We start from the raw sequence: 19,448 nt of genomic DNA, 5'->3' as shown, positions 1-19,448 counted from the left end.
ACCTTACATCATACCAACCCTAAAAACACTATGAGCCGCATCAAACTTAGCTAGCTTACTGTCGTTTTTAAGATTGGTATTATTGGTAGTGACGCCTATTTATAACCTGCTTTGTCCATCAACTGAATGGCTTGAGTTTGCAATTCTCCAAACTTCTGCACGTTGATGTCATCTTTGTTGAATGGGCCCCATGATCTAAGTAGGTCTGACTCATCAATCCCTTCTTTGACTGGGAACTCTTTATCTGAGCTGGCATACAGGCCTTGCGCCTCATCAGATGACAACCACTCTATGAGTTTAAGCGTACCGTCTGGATTATCAGATCCAGCTACCACACCAGCACCTGAGATGTTCACATGCGTACCAGTCGTGTCTTGGTTTGCCCAAAATATACTTACTGGGAAATCTGGTTTTTCATCTAGCAGACGACCGTAATAGTAACTATTGGCAACACCCACTTCACACTGACCAGCGGCGATGGCTTCTAGCATAGCAACGTCATCACTGAATACGTCAGTGGCTAAGTTATCAACCCAACCACGAACGATTTCTTCTGTTTTTTCTTCGCCCAAATGTTCCATCATACTGGCCACAAGCGATTGGTTGTATACTTTCTTAGATGTACGTAGGCATAATTTACCTTTCCATTTTGGATCGGCTAAATCTGCATAAGTAGATAACTGGTCGGCACTGACTTTGCTTGGGTCATAAAAGATAGTACGGGCGCGTAGTGACAGACCCGTCCACTGACCTTTTGGATCGCGATATTTTGCAGGAACGTTGGCTTCTAATACAGTAGACGATACTGGCTGTAACAGGCCTTGCTCTGCCGCTTGCCATAAGTTACCAGCATCCACTGTCAACAGCATATCGGCTGGCGTGTTCTGACCTTCCGCTTTTAAACGTGCCATCAGCGGGCCTGTACTGTCCGTCACCAACTCAACCTTCACACCTGTTTGTTCGGTATAACGATCTAGCAATGGCTTAATTAACTGCTCATTACGTGAAGAATAAATAGTAATCGTTTGCTCATCTGTACCGGTAGCACCATCGTTAGCAGCTTGTTCTTCAGTACCCGCTTCTCCAGTTTCTTCTGTCGTAGATGAATTACTACAGCCTGCTAATCCCAACATCATGCCAAATACGGCAACAGGCAAGATAAGCTTGGTAGAAGTTAGGTTAGCGCTAATGGCACTTAATGACATGGTTTTCCCCATAATAATGCTAAAAAAGATAAGACAGCAATGGTACAGAATGGCAATAAAACCCTGACTATCAAAAGGGGCAATACTGCGACAGATGAACACGATATACTAATCGAAATGAGAGTAATTATCAATCCATTTGTTTGATTCAGAATCATGCTAACTTTATGAATCAGCAATTATTATTGAGATACCTGTTTATCAACTTTGACGGCCAAATGACTCACAGAGCTTTTGCGTATTTTCAGGTATTTTTGATATAGCTAAAGAGGTCTAAGATAGGTACAAGGCCGCCGACTGAAGATTGTACAAGCGGTACATCTAAACAAGGTAACTTGTATATCTAAGTAAGGTAACGTCATAGCCGTTTAGTCGTTTTCTAACTATTAGCAACTCTCTGACCATACTATAGCAGCCACTGTCCTAAGATAGCATTCACGGCGGCTTCGGTACGTAAGATGCGTGGGCCTATATTTACGGCTGTGCAATCTTGTGCGGCAAGTAGCTCTATCTCGTAATCTATCCAGCCACCTTCAGCACCGATACAAACCAAACTTGGAAGCCTTAGTGATTGCTGTGGTGTTTGTTGTAGTAAGTACTGTGCAAACGACAGATCACTATACGGATGCGCGACGATAGCACGATTGGTTATTAGACTTGCCAGCTCATCCTCAACAAACGGCTTAAAGCGCTTTTCTAACCTGATACGAGGTGCGATCGTATCAACACCTTGTTGCAGTCCTTCTAATACAAACTCATCGAGCCGCTCAAGCATTGGACTTTGCCAATAGCTTTTTTGCGTCCGATAGCTATTAATCAGAATAATATCGCGTACACCCAATGCGGTCATGTCCATTATCAAGCGTCGCAGTACTTTAGGACGTGGGAGCGCTAATACGACCGTAAGATCTAACTTGGCTGGCGGAGCCATAGTAAGTTGAATATCGCACAATTGGATACTATCAGCACTGATACTCTTTATGACGGCAGTGCCTAAATGACCCTCTAACTGGCCTATTTTGAGCGTGTCGCCGACTGTTGCACCCAGTACTTTATTGACATGGCTGATTTGCGATAGCTCATTGATTACTGCTGAGTCATTGGAGAAATTCGTAGCGGGCAATAATATACAGTTCATAGCAGCTCTTGATTTGAGTATTGCTCAATCACGTCTTCAATCATGGTGAATTGACGCACCAATACGGCTTGTTTCTGCACAGTCAATTGCGCGCCTGCTTGTCCTGCCTGCTTTGCAACATCTAGATGACTCAACCAAGATAATAATTGCTGATAAATAAGCGCCACATCGTCATTTTTACCTGCCTTAGGTAAAGTGGTTGTACTCGCTGCATCTAAAGCAACAGGATGATAAAACGTATTATTTGGTTGATATAACGCACCAACCTCTGACAATCTATCAACCACCGTTTGGCAAGACTGAGTATAGCCTCCCATCAGTACAGGCGTTGCGATACTGGTTGGCTCAACGGGGTTATGCCCGCCTACATCAACCAAAGAACCACCAACTAATGCCACATCTGCCAACTGATACCACGTCATTAGCTCACCCATACTATCAGCTAGATAAACATGCGTATCTGCGCTAATAGATTCCTCTGCACTACGCCGTGCCATTGTTAATTCTGTACTTTGAATGAGTGCTGCGACTTCATCAAAACGCTTAGGATGTCTAGGTACTATAATGAGTAGTGCATCAGCAAGTGCAGGATTGGACAGTAGCTGTTTGTGCAGTGATAATGCGATTTTTTCTTCGCCACCATGCGTGCTTGCCGCCACCCAAATCGGTCGACCTACGACACCAAACTCTGTTGCCAGCTCAATTTTTTGGTGTTGTATATGCTGATATTCGTCTTCTACATCGACTGTCTTCGCATCAGTAACAGCCGTATTGCTGTGAGCGGTGCTATGAGCAGTATTGTTTTTTGGCGTATTAATCACCCACTTCAACGACCCTGCCACACGAATTTTCGCACTATCAGCACCCAATTGTCGAAAGCGTTTGGCTGATTCATTGTCTTGCGCAATAATTAACGCAAGGTTTTTCATCATGCTACGGCTGACAGAACCTATCTTTTGATAACGTATAAAAGATGACGCGGATAGCCGACCATTTACCAAGATGCTAGGAATACGATGTTCGGACAGCTTGGTTAAGATATTTGCCCACAGCTCTGTTTCTACAAACAATGCGATATCAGGCTTTACATGAGCTAAAAATCGTTCGATCACGGCAGGGCTATCGACAGGTACGTAACTGTGGCTCATTCGACCTTGAGCAATCTCATCGGCGAAACGACTCGCACCACGAGCAAAACCAGTTTGAGTAGTGTTGGTTAACCATATCTGATACCCACTAGCCAATAACATATCGAGCAACGGTGCGACCGTATTGGTCTCACCCAAGGAGACCGCATGGCACCAAATGATACCTTTATCAGTGCTAGGCATATCTACTGGTGCGAAGCTAGCATCCTCTGCATTTCCTACTGGAACTGATGGATAGTTTTTACCAAAACGCTGCTCAACTTCTTGCCGATAGTTGTCACGCTTATGTGATCGTCGCCATACTTGCAGTCGATACGCGGGCTTAAGTAAGCTGATGGCAAACTGGTAATAAGATGGCGGCTGATAGACAGTTTGGCTAGTCAACGATTCAGAATCAATCGCGGATGAAGGACAATCGGATGAGGTATGAGACGATGGCATGAAGTAGCCCAGATTAGTAATGGATCGAATAGTAGAAGGTAGCGGTAAAAATTGCGCCAATTCTACCTGAATTTGGCGCGTAACAATAAACTTTTATCGCATACATAAGTCAGGAATTAAATGCCTAACTTAGTAAAAAGCCTTTAAACAATAATCAATATCAGTAACGCGACCACTATAACGGCTGCAAATAATAACTGATAACGCTTGATACTATGCTGCTCTTGCTTCTGTGTCGTTATCAGTGTTTGTGCTTGCTGCCATTGCTCCACGATTTTTGCGGCTTCCAAATGGCCATTCTCTGCTGCTTGCTCTAGCCAATATTTGCCATTATCAATATCTTGCGCCACACCTAGCCCTTGATAAAACATCTTACTTAATAGGCGCTGAGCACGACTGTCATTTTTGCTAGCTGCTTGCTTGACCCAAGCGGTACCCGATTCTGTAGCAGTACTTTTATCAGCCGCTATACCTTCATCGAGCAACTCATACATCGCTAATCGTAACATGGCGGCGGTATTTCCGGCTCTTGCCACTTCTTGTAACTTTGACAACGCTTGTTTTTTGGCAGCCAAATGATTCTCTGAAAATACAATCTGCGCTCGCGGTTTGTTTTGCTTAGCAATGTGTTGCTCAAACTGCTCCAATACATTACTGGCTTGCTGATATTCAGTCTGACCAGATGTCTGACCCACCTCAATAGTCTCTAACTCTATGCGCAGTTGCATAAACATTTCTGGCATCGGCAATTCTTTTGAAGAAGGCACTGGTGATGCTGAAGATGTCAGTGGCTGATTTGATAGCTGTTTTGACAATTTGCTTGGAATAGTGTGTTCTGAATCAGCACCTTCTACTGGTTTAACCTGTTCTATTAGCGGCTCTTCTTTGGCTAAGGCAAGCTGACTTTGACTGTCTGGCTGAGCGAGTACTTTAGATTCTGGTATAGCAGCTGGCGTATCATTTACCCATTGTTTTTCTAATGCCGTATGCATATCAACTGCTTTGACGTTCTCTATGTCAGAGCCTTCATTTATATCTGTATCTATATCTGCATGCTTTGAGTTGCTTTCAGTAATTTGAGTAACTGGTGCCGGTGTGCCTGACTTAAGCACTTGGCTATCATTTAGCTTTGGCAGTCTTGCATTAATTGCTTGATATAGGCCACTAGCGACTTGACAGCCTTGTACCGCCTCAAACTGCCTGTCAATATGACCAAATAAACGCAAGCCAATCGGCTCTAGTGCAAAAAACAATGACGCATCGGCACTAATACCAACGTCATCACGATAAATGACCGCCATATGCTGATAAAAATCATCTGTTATAAGTGACAATTCTGGATAACGTTTATGTAGCTCAAATTGTCCGTACCAATGCGATGTGCTTTGCCATTGCTGTGCCAAGACTCGCCCAGCATAAAATGCCAAAAACATCATGAAATTACGATAGCGCTCATCGACCAATAATGATTCTTCATTCCATTGACCGACTTTAATCATTTCACGGCGTATCTGCGATAATAGCGTATCTATGCGCTGTAAGCTTGCCAGCGACTCATCTAGCACGCAATCACGAAGCTCCGTTTCGTAAGCAATGCCACCAGCGATGGCTCGTCCGGCTAAGAAATCTTGCCAATAACCTGCTGCGATATAGTCAAAAGGCGTTAGGGGTGATGCAGACGATGCATACATAGACAAGCGCGTCCTTTATATGGATAAATTAATAATAGAAAACATAAAACCATCATGGCACCAAAACCAGATCAGCGGTTTACCTTACCCTAAAATTGAAAACGCTACAATAAAGGACTAAATAAACGGACGACGTTGTCAAACAACCGCTCTGATCCGCGACGCTGCTGCCAATCTTCTAAACTCAAAAACCGGCAGCTTTCTAAGTAAGCCGCTTGGCAATCGGCCACTTGGGCAACCATCTCTGGCGTATAAATAGCCAAGCTGACTTCCATATTTAAGTAAAAGCTGCGCATATCGATATTCACAGTGCCAAACAGACAGTAATCATCATCGATCACCACTGTTTTGGTATGCAATAACCCGCCTTTAAACAAAGCAATGGTCACACCTGCTTCCAGCAACTCTTGATAATAGGCTTGAGATGCGTGCTGCACAAGAAATGAGTCAACTTTTTCAGGCACAATCAGCGTGACATCCACCCCACGCTTAGCGGCGGTCGTCAATGCACCCGACAGGGCTTCATCAGGTACAAAGTACGGAGTAGTAATACGAATGCGTTTATTGGCGCGATGAATCACCGTGACCAAGGTGTTATAAATCACATGTTCCGTCACTTGCGGTGCTGAAGGTATTAGCTGAGCAATCACATCCTCTACGATAGGCATCTTCGGTATCACAATGGATGTCGAGCCAATATCTGGCTGTTTATGATAGTCGATACTATTTCCTAGCACTTTTACCCGACTGTTTAGATCATTGATAGTTGGGTTCATCACATATAGCTTACGTGTATAGCCATTTACTCGCTTATTAAGTGCGTGTAGATTGTCATTATTTTCGGCACCGATATCCGTGGCCACCACGATTGCCATGGCTGTCGTAATACTAATAGAGTGTTGACTGGTCGTGCGTATTGCCACATCAATCCACTGGCCAACATTTTTATTTTGTTTAAAAAACCTCGGATCGACCAAGTTAAAGCTACCGATATAGCCAATATATTCATCAATAGCAACGAGCTTACGATGATTGCGCAAGTCAGAACGCTTAAACAATGTCTTAAACAGACCCACTGGCAGTGACTGATGGACAAAAACGCCCGCTTTTTCTAATGTCTGGTGTGCATCACTATTAAAGAAGCTAAAACTGCCCACGCTATCCGCCAATATATGACACTCTACCCCGCGCTGCGCTGCTGCTGACAACGCTTCTATTACCTCTATCACCTGACCCTTAGGATAAACAATGTAAAACTCCATCAGGATAATGCTCTGTGCAGCATTGATATCTTCGATTAGACTTTGAAAAATAGTATTGGGATCCGTCAATAACTGCATTTTATGATTAGGAAATACCCCAAGCCCTGTCCAGCGCGTGCCTATTTGACTGACACCGCGATAGTTGGTTGGCAATAAGTCTTTTCCCTGATCAAAAACCAAATGCTCACGCTGTGCCATATCATTCATCAATACGCCCGCTTGGTCTAACCGCTCGCGATAGCGCCGCCCAATCATTGGCTCACCTAGCAGTATATAAGCGATAAATCCAAAAACAGGCACTGTATAAAGCACAGCGACCCAAGCAATCGACACACCGATATTTCGCTGCACTGACACAACACGTAGCGTCATGACTATCATGAGAACAATGTGCAATACCAACCCTAACCCTGCAAAATCACCCCAAGACCAGGTAGTAGCAGTTTGTTCAACAATGGAATTATCTATGCCAGCCTCCAACGATTAAAATAAATAAAGCATGAGTCGTAAAATATTATCAATAGTATAGTAGTTTTTAGCCATCAAACAATAGCTAGCCATAATAAGTGCTTTTATGGCCACCTCAGTAAACACGTGGCTTGCGCGCCTATCGATAACGCTATACAGAAATTATTTTAAATTATTTACGGAAATTTTAAAAAACTGTTTGACAGGCAACTATAAATCTATATAATACACATCCACAGCAGCAGAGCTTAGTGACAAACTTAAGAGCTCAGTTGATGTTGAATAAATTGCATAGCAATTGTTCGCGGGTGATTAGCTCAGTTGGTAGAGCGTCTGCCTTACACGCAGAATGTCGGCGGTTCGAATCCGTCATCACCCACCACTACTTTAGCGAAGTGGACCTCTTCATAAAGGTAAAATGCTAAAGAGACCTAAGCAGCGGTAGTTCAGTTGGTTAGAATACCGGCCTGTCACGCCGGGGGTCGCGGGTTCGAGTCCCGTCCGCTGCGCCATATTTAAAACGAATTTAGACTTTCGAGTTTAAGCAAGTTTCGCCTCAAACATTAGATTGTTTGAGGTTTTTTTGTGTCTAAAAATTCTGAGCTACTATTAATTTAAAAATCAGAATCTATTACCTTCCACATAAGTCTATGTATTAGATATCATCTACTAAGCCCTTTAAACTTAGCCTTCTATTCTCTTTCCCACCTCTATTTATCACTATCCTTCCTATAAATCACGTTTAATCTTGTCTCAGACGACACCGTCTTTCGCTATTTATCAGACAGCACAGCTATTTATATACTCATTTTTCCTTACAAAATTAATTTTCTTGACCATTTGGTCAGTTATGTTAATTAAATCAAAAACTTAGCTAATATCAAAAACTTAGAATGCCCTGTTATGCCTAATCCTCAAAGGATTTTGTATTGTCAGTGCTTATAAAAAATGCTTAACTGTTTCAGAGTGTTAAAAGATGTTGCAATAAAATCACAGTAATTAGAGGGATTTTTGCAACATGAAGGACGCTTATATTTGGCGTATTCATCTTCGTTATGGTTCATTTCTACTAAAAGTTGACTGAGTTTTCTCCTTAGCAATGCGGATACCTGTTGATAGAAAATCAAAGCTATTTCCTACCATGATATCTAGCCTGCTAAAACCAACGATTGTATATAAAGGAGTATTATTACTGTGCATCATAAGTTATCTGCAAACCTACCCCTGACGCTTCAAACATCTAAACGTAACTTTGAGAAAAATCTATTCTCTATTAAACCACTGGCCACCGCTTTAGTAACTATTGTCGCTTTGGGTGCGATGAGCAACAGCCATGCAGAGATGCTCTTTACCGATACCAGTCTTTCTGTACTCTATGGTGACGACTATGAGTTGGTAGAAGATGGTGAATTAACCACCATCACACTGGAGCATGCTTCTACCCACACTTGGGGCGGCGTGTTTTTCTTTGTCGATCGACATCAAGGGGCTAGCGATAGTGAAAATAACAAATATAAAGAAACTTATGGTGAGTTCGCGCCTAAATTTAAGCTGCAAACCTTTGATGACAGTCTTATTAAGCAAGTGAACCTAGCAGGTCAGTATGAGTTTGGCTCAAACAGTACAGGCTTTAGCCAAGACAACTATCTAGTTGGTATTGGTGCAGATTTAAATGTGCCTATTCCAGGTATGAAATATGCCTCAGCGTCTTTGTATCACGCCTTTAATGATAATACAGATGACGACCAGCAAATCACATTGACGTATGGCTGGGAAAAAAATAACATCGTTGTAGATGGATATGTCGATTACTCCTTTAATAACGATGATCTAAAAGACCAATTACATATCAATCCGCAAATAAAATATAACTTACAGGATGTACTAGGCATTGATAATCGCTTAGAAGTGGGTATGGAGTACAGCTATTGGAAAAACAAATATGGTAGTGATAAGACCCAAAATGCACCTAGCGCATTGGTTAAACTGCACTTTTAAACAACTGTATATCTAAAAAATCCTCATGCTAACGTTAAATGTTGCATGGGGATTTTTAGTTTAGATAGTCAAATTCATATAGATCTGCTTATGAACCTATCATTGAATCTTTAACATAAATTCTAATTACATCAAAGTTATTCACACTCCTACTTTAAGAAGTGTCCACTAACACAAATATTACGACTGACAGCATGGAAATTAGGGCGTGTCCTCATTTTAAAAATGGTGATAAAAATGAGATAAATTGCAGTCAAACAAGGAAAATAGCGCAGATAATATCGAGATATTAGTCAGCTATTTGACGCCGTTTAGCAAGATTTAGCCATTTTCAATCCATTTAGATGACTATCGATTAAAATGAGGGCGCGCTAGTTCCTTTACGTTTTATGAACGCTGGCTTATTCGGCTCAGACTAGCGATCAAGACCACCATGAATACACCCATAACAATAAGCAAGCCTGACATCATGTGTGCTGCCTCATAATTAAGGGCTTCGACTTGCTCATATATCGCAATTGATATCACCTTAGTCTCACCAGAGATACTGCCTCCTATCATCAGCACGACACCAAACTCACCAATCGTATGGGCAAAGCTGATCAAGCTACCTAGCACGATACCAATGCGCGCTTGTGGTAACGCAATGGTTATAAAACGCCTGAGACGGCTCGGCTCTAATAAGCTTGCGACTTCCGTTACGCTTTTCGGAATACGTAAAAACTGTGCATAAACAGGTTGGATATAAAAAGGTAATGAGTAAATAATAGAACCAATCACCAAGCCTTCGAAGGTAAATATCAATGGGCTGATATTATGCTCACTAAGCCACCGCCCAATACTCATACTAGGACTAAACAATAATAAAAGGTAAAACCCTATAACAGTAGGCGGTAAAACGAGTGGCATAGCGATAATGCCTATAAGCAAGACTTTAAATCGTGCTATATATTTATTATTGCTAGGCTTTGCAAGCCAATAGGCTACAGGCGTAGCAAATAATAATAAGCATAAGGTAGTGACACCAGCAAGCTTAATACTCACCCACAATGGACTTAGCATATCTGACATAAGCGACTGATCTATCATAATGTCACTGCTCGTCCCTACTGGTCATGAAGATAAAATTGGTGTTGTATTCGATTACTGCACGGACAGATAGCCTGCTTGTAAGAAATGCTGTTGCCCTGCTGTTGAGCGTAGATAGTCAGTAAAAGATAGCGCTGAGGAGTTATCATTCAAAACGATACCATCTTGTAAGATAGCTGGATAAGACTCTGGTGGCAAGGTAATAAACTGCTCAGGCTTGGCTTTAATCGCGATAAGCTGTGAATGCGCAACAAAGCCATAATCGACACTAGCAGTATGCGCATACTGAAATGCTTGGCTGATGTTTTCTGCCTGTATGATTCGTTTTTGCTTACTTAAAGACTCATAGAGATTTTGTGATTCTAAGAACGCTTTAGCTGACGCGCCATAAGGGGCAAGCTCAGGATTGGCGATGGTTATTTTAGCGGTTGCATCATTCATAAAGACATCAGCCAGTGAGTCTATATTGAGTTCATTCAATGATTTGGTCACGCTATATAGCGCCAATTGACCTTGTGCATAAGTAAACGGAGGGTGTGTTATCTCGTTTGAATGACTACCCTCTTTCTCTTTCGCAAGCTTAGCAGGAAATTCTTGATTGGCTGATAAAAATATATCATAAGGCGCTCCAGCAATTATTTGGGCGTAGAGCTTACCTGATGAGCTATAAGTAACGTCAATATTAGATTCAGTTAAATTATTATCTGCTCGATACGCATCAATAATACTCGGTAGTACATCAGACAAATTAGCAGCCGCAGCGATACGTAGCGTCTGGGTAGACTCAGATGAGTTGATAGCAGATGCTATATCAACACTTTTCTCTTGCGCACAGGCGCTTAATAGTACTAGCAGACCAGTAGATGCGGCCAGTATTAACCTACCCATTATTGCTCAGCCACTTAGATGAGTCATCCTCGTAATACTCTTGTTTCCACACAGGAATATCTGCCTTTACCGTGTCTAGTATCCAGCGGCATGCATCAAAAGCGGGGTAACGATGGGCAGACACGACGCCTACCCATATGGCCACATCACCCACTTCTAGCGCGCCAATACGATGTATCGCAATAGCATGTGTAATCTCAAAACGTTTTTTGGCTTCTTCTATAATGGCACGGCCTTGATTAATCGCCAAATCCTCATAGCCATAATAGGTCAAACGATCAACGCTAGTGGCATTATTATGATTGCGTACTCTTCCTTCGAAGCATACAAACGCGCCGCAGCTATCATCATTGAGCGTTTTTTTGAGTCTGTCCTCATCGATCGCTACATCTAATAAAGCAAAACCATCACGTTCAGCGATTGCATATACTTCATCCACACTACGCTTGATCGTCATCGAGTGGCTATGAACATTATCTGTCATGTATTTTCTCTGTTTATTCTACAGTCTGTTGAATAGTTATGAACGTCTATACACCTATCTATCCATTTATTTATTTAGCCACCAGCGACTGGCGTGATAAATACCACACTATCGCCATCATAAATGGGGTCTGTCCACTTAGCGAAATAATCGTTCACTGCCACTCGCAGCTCTGATTGTGGACGACTGAAGCGATGTGTTTGACTCAACTGTGTATATAAATCAATAAGCGACATTGATGAGTCAATGCTCACTTTTTCCTCATGACAGCCCGCTTCATCAGCTAGACTGGCGAAGTACAGAATGTTAATAGTCATCAAGGATTCAGTGTTTTTTTCTACGTCAACATTATCCATAACATCAGTAGTACTCATAAAACCTTCCATTTATTGCAAGCTGTCGAGCTTCATATTTATTATGTGGCTAAGTGTTCAAACAAAATCTGATGATGCTATTTATGCTGATAATCGGATTTACCACCTGTTTTCTTAATCAGACGAACACCATCAATAACAATATCATGTGACAGTGCTTTGGTCATGTCATAAATGGTCAAACAAGCCACACTGACTGCGGTTAGCGCTTCCATCTCAACCCCTGTTTTGTGGGTAACTTTGACAGTCGCGCTCACACTAATACTGTGGCTGGCATCGTCATACTCAAAGCTCAAGCCGATTTTATCTAACGGTAATGGATGACACAATGGAATGAGGTCATGCGTACGCTTGGCCGCCATGATACCTGCGATATGAGCCGTCTGGGTGATACTACCCTTTTTAGTCATGCCATCAGCTGCTTTAATTTGGGTATAAATCTCGCTTGGGAAACGCACTTGCCCAACAGCGTGAGCCTCACGTGTCGTGGCGGTCTTACCACTGACATCAACCATAGTGATATCACCGTCACTGTCTAAATGAGACAAGGTCGACTGGTTGTTTTCCTGGCTACTGATATTCATTTATGATTTCTCTCGATAGACTTTTTTATAAATTATTTAAAGCCGTACATGCCTGTGCAAAATCTTCAGGCGTATTAAAATTGGTCAAGTGTTGCCAGCTCTTTGCAAAGGGTACAGATTGCACAATAGGCTTGATAAATGGCATTACTCGGCGCTGACCACTATCAATATAGGCTTTTAAGTCAGGCTCAATACTCAACTGATAAAGTCCTAATAGTGGGTATAAGTGACTGTCATCTGTTAAGCAAATGACTTTTTTATCAGCGGCTTGAGCACTTGCCCGTTGCAATTCGTGCCACAAATCAGTCGCCGGTATCAAACTATCGCAACTAATGACCATTAGCCATGATAGCTTTTTCTTATCTATGGTCGCTGAACCAGCCGCTGAACCATTTACATTCGTCAATGTTTGCATGGCAGATTCAATAGCGGCCAATGCACCAGCCGTATCAATCTGCTCATCACTCCCATTAGCAGTATAATCAGAGATATGAGAAACTGCTGAGCACGGTCGGCTTCGCACTAAATCTGCATCAATATCAAAGCCACGCCCATTGTCTGCAATCATAATAGGCAGATGGGTATCAGCCACATTTAGCTCAAGCGCGTGACGGACATGATAGTCGAGCAAGCGTTCCCCTGTCGGCAAAGTAAGCGCCGCTTTGGGCGTACCCATGCGTTTAGAGGCGCCACCAGCCAAAATAACAATGCCTGCCAAGCTAGCTACATGATTTGAATTATTCATCGTTGATAATATCAGTCGTGACTTGGATTTTGTGCCAAGAAGTGTGGCACAAAGTTACACGGACGAGTACGACTATCAAACTGATCCTTCAAGATATTTTCCCAACCAGTACGGCACGCACCTGATGAGCCAGGTAAGCAAAATATACCTGTACCATTTGCCATGCCAGCCACTGCCCGTGACTGTACCGTTGACATACCAATCTCATCTTTTGAGATGAGACGGAACATTTCACCAAAGCCATCGATAGACTTATCAAACAAGACTTTGACGGCTTCTGGCATACTGTCTCTAATGAAAAAACCTGTGCCGCCAGTCGTGACCACTGCATGGACTTTCGGATCCGCAATCCAACCACTAATCACAGCTCTAATCTTATAGATATCGTCAGTGATAAGTTGACGGTCTGCCAGATGGTGGCCTGCTTCTTCTATACTATCGGCTAAATACTGCCCTGATGTGTCTTGTGCTAGCGTACGACTGTCCGATACGGTCAAGATAGCAATGTTAAGTGGGATAAATTCCGCAGCAGGCTTGCTCATAAAAATTCCTTTATACATATGATTTTATAGTATGTTCAAAAATGTCGTTGGCACTCTAGCTATTCAATGTCGTCTGTCATGCTTAGTGGTTGTACACCTTAACCACCAATGATTGATAGATTGTGCATGATGCCACTGTTAGAGTCGTGCAGATGATGGTGCTCAGGCTTGATCGGCATAAACTCATGTAATGTATTTACCAGTCCTTGCACATTGTTTTGCTGCAGATGCGGACGAATATCATAATTGCCTTCATCGAACAAACATAAATGCACTTTACCCTGACTGCTGACTCGCAGACGGTTACAAGTATCACAAAAATGCGCGGCATAAGGCGCGATCATACCGATACGGCCTACATAGTCAGGATGACTGTACTCTACCGCTGGGCCATCGCTACTCCCACGCTCATGTGGTTGCCAACCGTGCTCCAATAGATAGTCAGTGATGATATCAGACTGCGCATGCTGGGCAAAAAACAAGTCGCTATTGTCACTGGTTTGCATAAACTCGATAAAACGATAGGTGACTTTTCTGTCTTTTACATAGTCGATGGCGTCCATGAGGTTTTCAAAGGCCGTCTCTGCCATCAAAACACCATTTATTTTGAGCTTGATATCGGTTGTTTCTAATAGAATATCCATATCAGTGAGCAGCTGCGGCAAACTATTAAAGCCGGTCATCTTATGAAAGGTCACGGCATCAAAGCTATCCATACTGATATTAAGCTGATCCAGTCCTGCAGCTTGCCAACTGGCTAAATGCTTGCCGAGCTTATAACCATTACTGGTCATCGCCACTGTCTCGATGCCATCAGTTTGCTTAATCGTTTTTATAATCTCAACAACATCGCGGCGAATAGAAGGCTCACCACCAGTAATTCTGACTTTTTTAGTCCCTACTTGGGCAAAGCCATGTATTAAGGTGGCAATCTCAGGCACACTCAATTCGTCATCAGGGCGCTTGCCTTGATAGCCATTTGGTAAACAGTATTCACAGCTAAAATTACAAAAATCAGTGATAGATAGACGCAGATAAGTCAGACGACGTGAAAACCCATCCGTCAGAGGTTCATAGTTTTCCAGTGGTGAGTACTGTTGAGCACTACCTATGTTACCGTAATTATCACTCATATTTTACTACCGTCAGTATTGCTTACTATCTATAAGCATTACTTTATTGTTTGCGTTTAGCATACCATTGTAGAAGTCATTATCGGTTGTTTGATACTCACTTTATAGTAAGTTAACACATGGAGAATTAATTATATAACCAAGGAAAAGGTTGTACCGTGACCGTACTATTTGTAGAGACATTGCCGCTGTCTTTGTCCAATACAATAAAACAATTGGCACGGCTAAGCTGCTTTATTCTGTGAGATTGCTGACTGGTGAAGCTCTCGACTTCATAACTGCCTACTGCATTCTGTGACAGCACACCGCGCTGAAAGTCTTTACGACCTACTGACTTTCTGATGTCATTGGTGAGTGTGGCTTGAATACTCAGCTGCATAGGCTGCTCTAACACGTCCGCGCCTGACATCTGCCACAGCGCTGGTATCACAAACTGTAGCGCGCCAACGACTGTGGATAATGGATTACCCGGTAGACCAAAGTACAGCACTGGCTTATCAATGTCTTTGTTTAATTCACCAAACACGAAAGGCTTGCCTGGCTTCATCGCCACTTTATAGTGATTGATGTGACCTAACTGCTCAATCACAGTGGTCAAAAAGTCATAATCACCAACAGATACGCCCGCGGTCGAGATAATGACATCACAGTCTTGCATAGCATCATGAACAGCAGCGGTCGTCTGCTCTAAGTTATCAGGAACAATGCCGTAGTCACGAATGGTAATAGGTAAATCTGATAGGAGGCTTTTAAGCGTTGGGGTATTGGAGTTATATATTTGTGCTAGGCTGGTCAGCTCATCACCAATCGCCACAAGCTCATCGCCAGTGGCTAAAACACCTACCGTCAGCGGCTCAAATATACGGACTTGGCTGATACCTAAATTTGCCAGTAAGCTGATATCGGCAGGGTTAATACGCTTGCCTATCTTGAGAACAACTTCACCAGATTCAATCTCTTCGCCTTGCGAGCGGATATTGCTATCAACCTGAGCTGCTTGTGATAGCGTTATGGGATAAGGCCGAGACTTGTCTACAGTAGCCTTGATATCTGCAAAATTGGTGTTCTCTTGCATAATGACCGTATCACAGCTGTCTGGCACTACTGCACCCGTAAAGATACGGACACCTTGCCCTGCTATCAACTCACCTACATAAGCACAGCCAGCCTGAGACTCTCCGATAATGTCGATAGTGCTGTCCATTGCTAGCTCGCTACCTTGAGCAATCGCATAGCCATCCATCGCAGATAGATTCTGTCTGGGCACATCAAATGTCGAGGTGATGTCTTGCGCCAAGATATGGTTGCGACTGTCTAATAAGTCACACGTCTGCAGCTCTCTATTTTGTAGTGGAAAGTCGGTATCGTTGTAGTTATTTATACGCTGCTTTATCGCCGCTTGTAGTTCTTCCATGGTAATCATATTGCACACTCTTTGGGTCGTTCTATTTATTTATTATTTGAAAACTGTTATTTAAAAATTATCCTTTGAAAACTGCTACTAAAAACGTGGTTTAAAAAATCCATTTTCTAGAGCGCGTCCTCATTTTAAAAATGGTGATAAAAATAAGATAAATTGCAGTCAAACAAGGAAAATAGCGCAGATAATATCGAGATATTAGTCAGCTATTTGACGCCGTTTGGCAAGATTTAGCCATTTTTAACCCATTTAGATAACTATCGATTGAATTGAGGACACGCCCTAGAGTCTAGCACTCACAATCGTAATTTTCTTGTATTAACCTTGTCCTGATAAGTTTTGACAAAAGCGCAGTAGATTCAGCTTGAGTACTCCATACTTATTGTCTCGATAGCTACCAGCAAAATCACCCATAGACTGAGGCAAAAAAAGCACCTTGGCAAGGTGCTTTTTGTAGAACAAAGTAACGTAATCATTGAAACATTAGCGGTCAAAAATAGTGGCACTTATATCACGTATCAACAGCAATAGCTTCTCTCACCATGATGCCAATGAAGACGCGCTACGCTGGGTAATAAAGCCATCTGGAGTCTGACCATTATCTCCCTGCCAGCGTTGGAATGCCATACGAGTATTAGTACCAACGATGCCATCTGCGCCTTTTGTGTCGTAACCTGCACTGGTCAAACGCTGTTGTAAATTGCGTACCTGAGTAGTCGATAACGGACGCTCATAGCGCGGCCATGACTTTTGCAAGCCTCCTTGACCCGTAATTGCTTTACCCAGTAAGCTCACCCCTAGTGCATAGCTTGATGAGTTGTTATAGACTTTGATTACATCAAAGTTTGGGCTTAACAATAGTACTGGGCCATCCTTGCCAGCTGGCAGCCATAGCTCCATTTCTGTATTAGCATCTAACGACACATCCGCTATTGTATCAACGCCCATTGCAGCCCATCTAGCCGCAGACTGCTTACTACCAACGGTTGAATAATCGAACGAGGTAGGAACCGTTGCTTCATAAAACGGCGCCAACCCACGAACCCAACCTGAGTTGCTTAGGTAATTAGCCGTAGAAGCCAAAGCATCGCCAGTCGCCCATGGATTGCGATGACCATCACCATCACCATCGACGCCATGCTTAAGCCACGTAGCAGGGATGAATTGAGTTTGACCCATACCACCAGCCCAAGAGCCTTCGAGCTGTGACCATGACACATCACCACGCTGTAATAGCGTCGCTAATGACAGTAATTGAGTTTCTGCAAACTCTTGGCGGCGACCGTCATAAGCCAAACTACCCAATGAGCTTGGCAAACTACTATTACCAGTCACAACACCATATGAAGACTCCATACCCCAGATAGCAGCGACAATTTCTGCACTCACACCATACTGTGATTCTAACTGCGACAGATATGCACGTTGCTCAGAAAACTTACGCTTACCAGTACTTACGCGCCCATCGGATACAGCAGAGTCTACATATTCCCAAGGCATCTTTGAGAACTCTGGCTGTCCTGAGTCTAATGAAATCACTTGTTGATTTAAGTAAGCTGAGTCAAGTAGACGACGAACGGTTGCCGCATCATTACCTGATGCAATCGCACGCATAGAAAAATCCGACTTCCAGTCATAAAAGCTGTTATAGCTTGGCTTTGCCACTGGTGGCGGCGTGACTACTGGCTTTGGTGTTGGTTTCACTTGTATTGTTTGAGTCTGGGTAATCTCAACATTGCCTTGACGCACGGGCTTGTTAGACTCTTGCATGGCCTGTTGGCTCGTACACCCAACCATGACTAGAGCTGGGAAAAAAGCAATGTACTGTTTTTTTAACATCATAAAAATTCTCAGGTATGAATAAGTAAAGTGACTCAAACAACACAACTTTATGCAAATCGCGTTCATAAAGCAATGTCAGTAACGCCACTAAATTCGCCAAGCAATTAAAAGCACGGTGTCAAACTTAACGTCCCAATACCGCACGTGGGTCGATAGGATTACCATTTAAACGTACTTGGAACTCCAATCCCACTTGGTTGGTTGTACCACTGTTGCCCATATTTGCAATACGTTGACCCAGCTGTACCGTATCGCCTTCTTTGACAAGTAGCTCACTATTGTGTGCATAGGCAGTGATGTAGTTATCACTATGACGAATCATAATAAGGTTGCCATATTCTGTCAGACCATTACCTGAGTAGAGCACTGTTCCTGCTTGGCTGGCAAGCACTGGATCACCAACATTACCAGCAAACCACATACCCATCGTGCCAGCTGACACATCGAAGTTACGAGTGACTTGATTGCGACTTGGATATTCATAACCTGACGTTGCGTTTGCAGTTACTGCATAGACAGGGTTTTGTGAGTTATTCTGAGGCGCACTGGTTACAGGAGGTGTATAGGTTTGCTTAGGCTGTGTATACGTGTTATTCGCTGTCGTCTCTTGGCTGCCTTGCCATAGCTTGAGCCACTGACCACTATAAATCGTATACTTGCTGTCTAAGTTATTAAGTGCGCCGATTTGACGGTAACTGACACGATAGCGCTCGGCGATTTGGCTGACCGTATCACCGCGTTGCACGCGATGATAGTTAGGAATGCCTTGTGCATTGGTGACAATTGTAGGACCAGCTTGATTAGCTGATTGGTAAGTAGGTTTGGTGGCACAACCGACTATCGTTAAGGTTGCGACTGTTAGAGTGCCAATCAATGCCGCTGTTGTAAAGCGTGATCCAGCAATAAGCTTCTTCATACAAGGTTTCCTATTTTTTACGTTATTCACAAACGTCTTGTGTGACTCACAAGCATGTTGCTAACTTTTATACTACTTAA

17 protein-coding genes and 2 tRNA genes are annotated in these 19,448 nt (G+C 42.9%); 3 read left to right on the top strand and 16 right to left on the bottom strand.

The annotated features are described in order from the left end of the window. Nucleotides 1–95 precede the first annotated feature (95 nt). From DFP82_RS03425 to DFP82_RS03405, 5 genes are all read right to left on the bottom strand, one after another. Nucleotides 96–1,205, bottom strand: a complete 1,110-nt coding sequence (locus tag DFP82_RS03425; protein WP_110922342.1) for an extracellular solute-binding protein — start codon at nucleotides 1,203–1,205, stop codon at nucleotides 96–98. A 406-nt stretch (nucleotides 1,206–1,611) separates the two neighbouring features. Next, entirely contained in the window at nucleotides 1,612–2,343 is a 732-nt protein-coding gene (locus DFP82_RS03420) for a 16S rRNA (uracil(1498)-N(3))-methyltransferase (RefSeq protein WP_110922341.1), read from the bottom strand. Then, a complete protein-coding gene (locus DFP82_RS03415) occupies nucleotides 2,340–3,932 on the bottom strand; it encodes a 3-deoxy-D-manno-octulosonic acid transferase (protein WP_110922340.1) in 1,593 nt (530 codons plus the stop codon). Before DFP82_RS03415 ends, DFP82_RS03420 begins: the two co-directional genes overlap by 4 nt. Before the next feature lie 143 nt (nucleotides 3,933–4,075). Then, a complete protein-coding gene (locus tag DFP82_RS03410) occupies nucleotides 4,076–5,623 on the bottom strand; it encodes a tetratricopeptide repeat protein (protein WP_110922339.1) in 1,548 nt (515 codons plus the stop codon). A 104-nt stretch (nucleotides 5,624–5,727) separates the two neighbouring features. Beyond that, a complete protein-coding gene (locus DFP82_RS03405) occupies nucleotides 5,728–7,365 on the bottom strand; it encodes a cardiolipin synthase (RefSeq protein ID WP_281269533.1) in 1,638 nt (545 codons plus the stop codon). A 294-nt stretch (nucleotides 7,366–7,659) separates the two neighbouring features. Here DFP82_RS03405 and DFP82_RS03400 point away from each other — a divergent pair. From DFP82_RS03400 to DFP82_RS03390, 3 genes are all read left to right on the top strand, one after another. Further along, a tRNA-Val gene (locus DFP82_RS03400) sits at nucleotides 7,660–7,735 on the top strand. Nucleotides 7,736–7,788: 53 nt separating this feature from the next. Further along, nucleotides 7,789–7,865: transfer RNA gene (locus tag DFP82_RS03395), tRNA-Asp, on the top strand. A gap of 682 nt (nucleotides 7,866–8,547) precedes the next feature. Continuing rightward, nucleotides 8,548–9,351, top strand: coding sequence for a DUF5020 family protein (locus DFP82_RS03390; protein WP_245905629.1), 804 nt, complete (start codon nucleotides 8,548–8,550; stop codon nucleotides 9,349–9,351). A gap of 387 nt (nucleotides 9,352–9,738) precedes the next feature. Here the strand turns inward: DFP82_RS03390 and modB are convergent, their stop codons facing one another. From modB to DFP82_RS03335, 11 genes are all read right to left on the bottom strand, one after another. Beyond that, nucleotides 9,739–10,440, bottom strand: coding sequence for a molybdate ABC transporter permease subunit (gene modB / locus DFP82_RS03385; RefSeq protein WP_110922338.1), 702 nt, complete (start codon nucleotides 10,438–10,440; stop codon nucleotides 9,739–9,741). 54 nt (nucleotides 10,441–10,494) lie between these two features. Further along, nucleotides 10,495–11,328 carry a molybdate ABC transporter substrate-binding protein gene (gene modA / locus DFP82_RS03380; protein ID WP_110922337.1) on the bottom strand — a complete coding sequence of 278 codons (834 nt, stop codon included), beginning with the start codon at nucleotides 11,326–11,328 and terminating at the stop codon, nucleotides 10,495–10,497. Continuing rightward, nucleotides 11,321–11,812: a molybdenum cofactor biosynthesis protein MoaE gene (locus tag DFP82_RS03375; protein ID WP_110922336.1), complete on the bottom strand. Its 492-nt coding sequence runs from the start codon at nucleotides 11,810–11,812 to the stop codon at nucleotides 11,321–11,323. Before DFP82_RS03375 ends, modA begins: the two co-directional genes overlap by 8 nt. Nucleotides 11,813–11,886: 74 nt before the next feature. Then, complete coding sequence (locus tag DFP82_RS03370) at nucleotides 11,887–12,186, bottom strand: MoaD/ThiS family protein (RefSeq protein WP_245905628.1); 300 nt, start codon at nucleotides 12,184–12,186, stop codon at nucleotides 11,887–11,889. Nucleotides 12,187–12,263: 77 nt separating this feature from the next. Then, nucleotides 12,264–12,770 carry a cyclic pyranopterin monophosphate synthase MoaC gene (gene moaC, locus DFP82_RS03365; RefSeq protein ID WP_110922335.1) on the bottom strand — a complete coding sequence of 169 codons (507 nt, stop codon included), beginning with the start codon at nucleotides 12,768–12,770 and terminating at the stop codon, nucleotides 12,264–12,266. A 25-nt stretch (nucleotides 12,771–12,795) separates the two neighbouring features. After that, the gene (mobA, locus tag DFP82_RS03360; RefSeq protein WP_110922334.1) at nucleotides 12,796–13,515 is read right to left on the bottom strand and encodes a molybdenum cofactor guanylyltransferase; all 720 of its coding nucleotides are present in this window, start codon (nucleotides 13,513–13,515) and stop codon (nucleotides 12,796–12,798) included. Between the two features lie 11 nt (nucleotides 13,516–13,526). After that, on the bottom strand, nucleotides 13,527–14,057 hold the full coding sequence (gene moaB / locus DFP82_RS03355; protein WP_110922333.1) for a molybdenum cofactor biosynthesis protein B: 531 nt from the start codon (nucleotides 14,055–14,057) through the stop codon (nucleotides 13,527–13,529). A 98-nt stretch (nucleotides 14,058–14,155) separates the two neighbouring features. Next, nucleotides 14,156–15,190, bottom strand: coding sequence for a GTP 3',8-cyclase MoaA (gene moaA / locus DFP82_RS03350; protein ID WP_110922332.1), 1,035 nt, complete (start codon nucleotides 15,188–15,190; stop codon nucleotides 14,156–14,158). Between the two features lie 127 nt (nucleotides 15,191–15,317). Continuing rightward, on the bottom strand, nucleotides 15,318–16,613 hold the full coding sequence (locus DFP82_RS03345) for a molybdopterin molybdotransferase MoeA (protein ID WP_110922331.1): 1,296 nt from the start codon (nucleotides 16,611–16,613) through the stop codon (nucleotides 15,318–15,320). A 534-nt stretch (nucleotides 16,614–17,147) separates the two neighbouring features. Continuing rightward, nucleotides 17,148–18,452, bottom strand: a complete 1,305-nt coding sequence (locus DFP82_RS03340) for a lytic murein transglycosylase (protein WP_110922330.1) — start codon at nucleotides 18,450–18,452, stop codon at nucleotides 17,148–17,150. A 124-nt stretch (nucleotides 18,453–18,576) separates the two neighbouring features. Then, complete coding sequence (locus DFP82_RS03335) at nucleotides 18,577–19,368, bottom strand: LysM peptidoglycan-binding domain-containing M23 family metallopeptidase (protein ID WP_110922329.1); 792 nt, start codon at nucleotides 19,366–19,368, stop codon at nucleotides 18,577–18,579. Nucleotides 19,369–19,448: the final 80 nt, after the last annotated feature.

The sequence above is a fragment of the Psychrobacter fozii genome (assembly GCF_003217155.1).
GTDB classification, from domain to species: Bacteria; Pseudomonadota; Gammaproteobacteria; order Pseudomonadales; family Moraxellaceae; genus Psychrobacter; species Psychrobacter fozii.
Note: the sequence above shows the minus strand (reverse complement) of the source record. Positions and strands in the feature narration are given on the sequence as shown.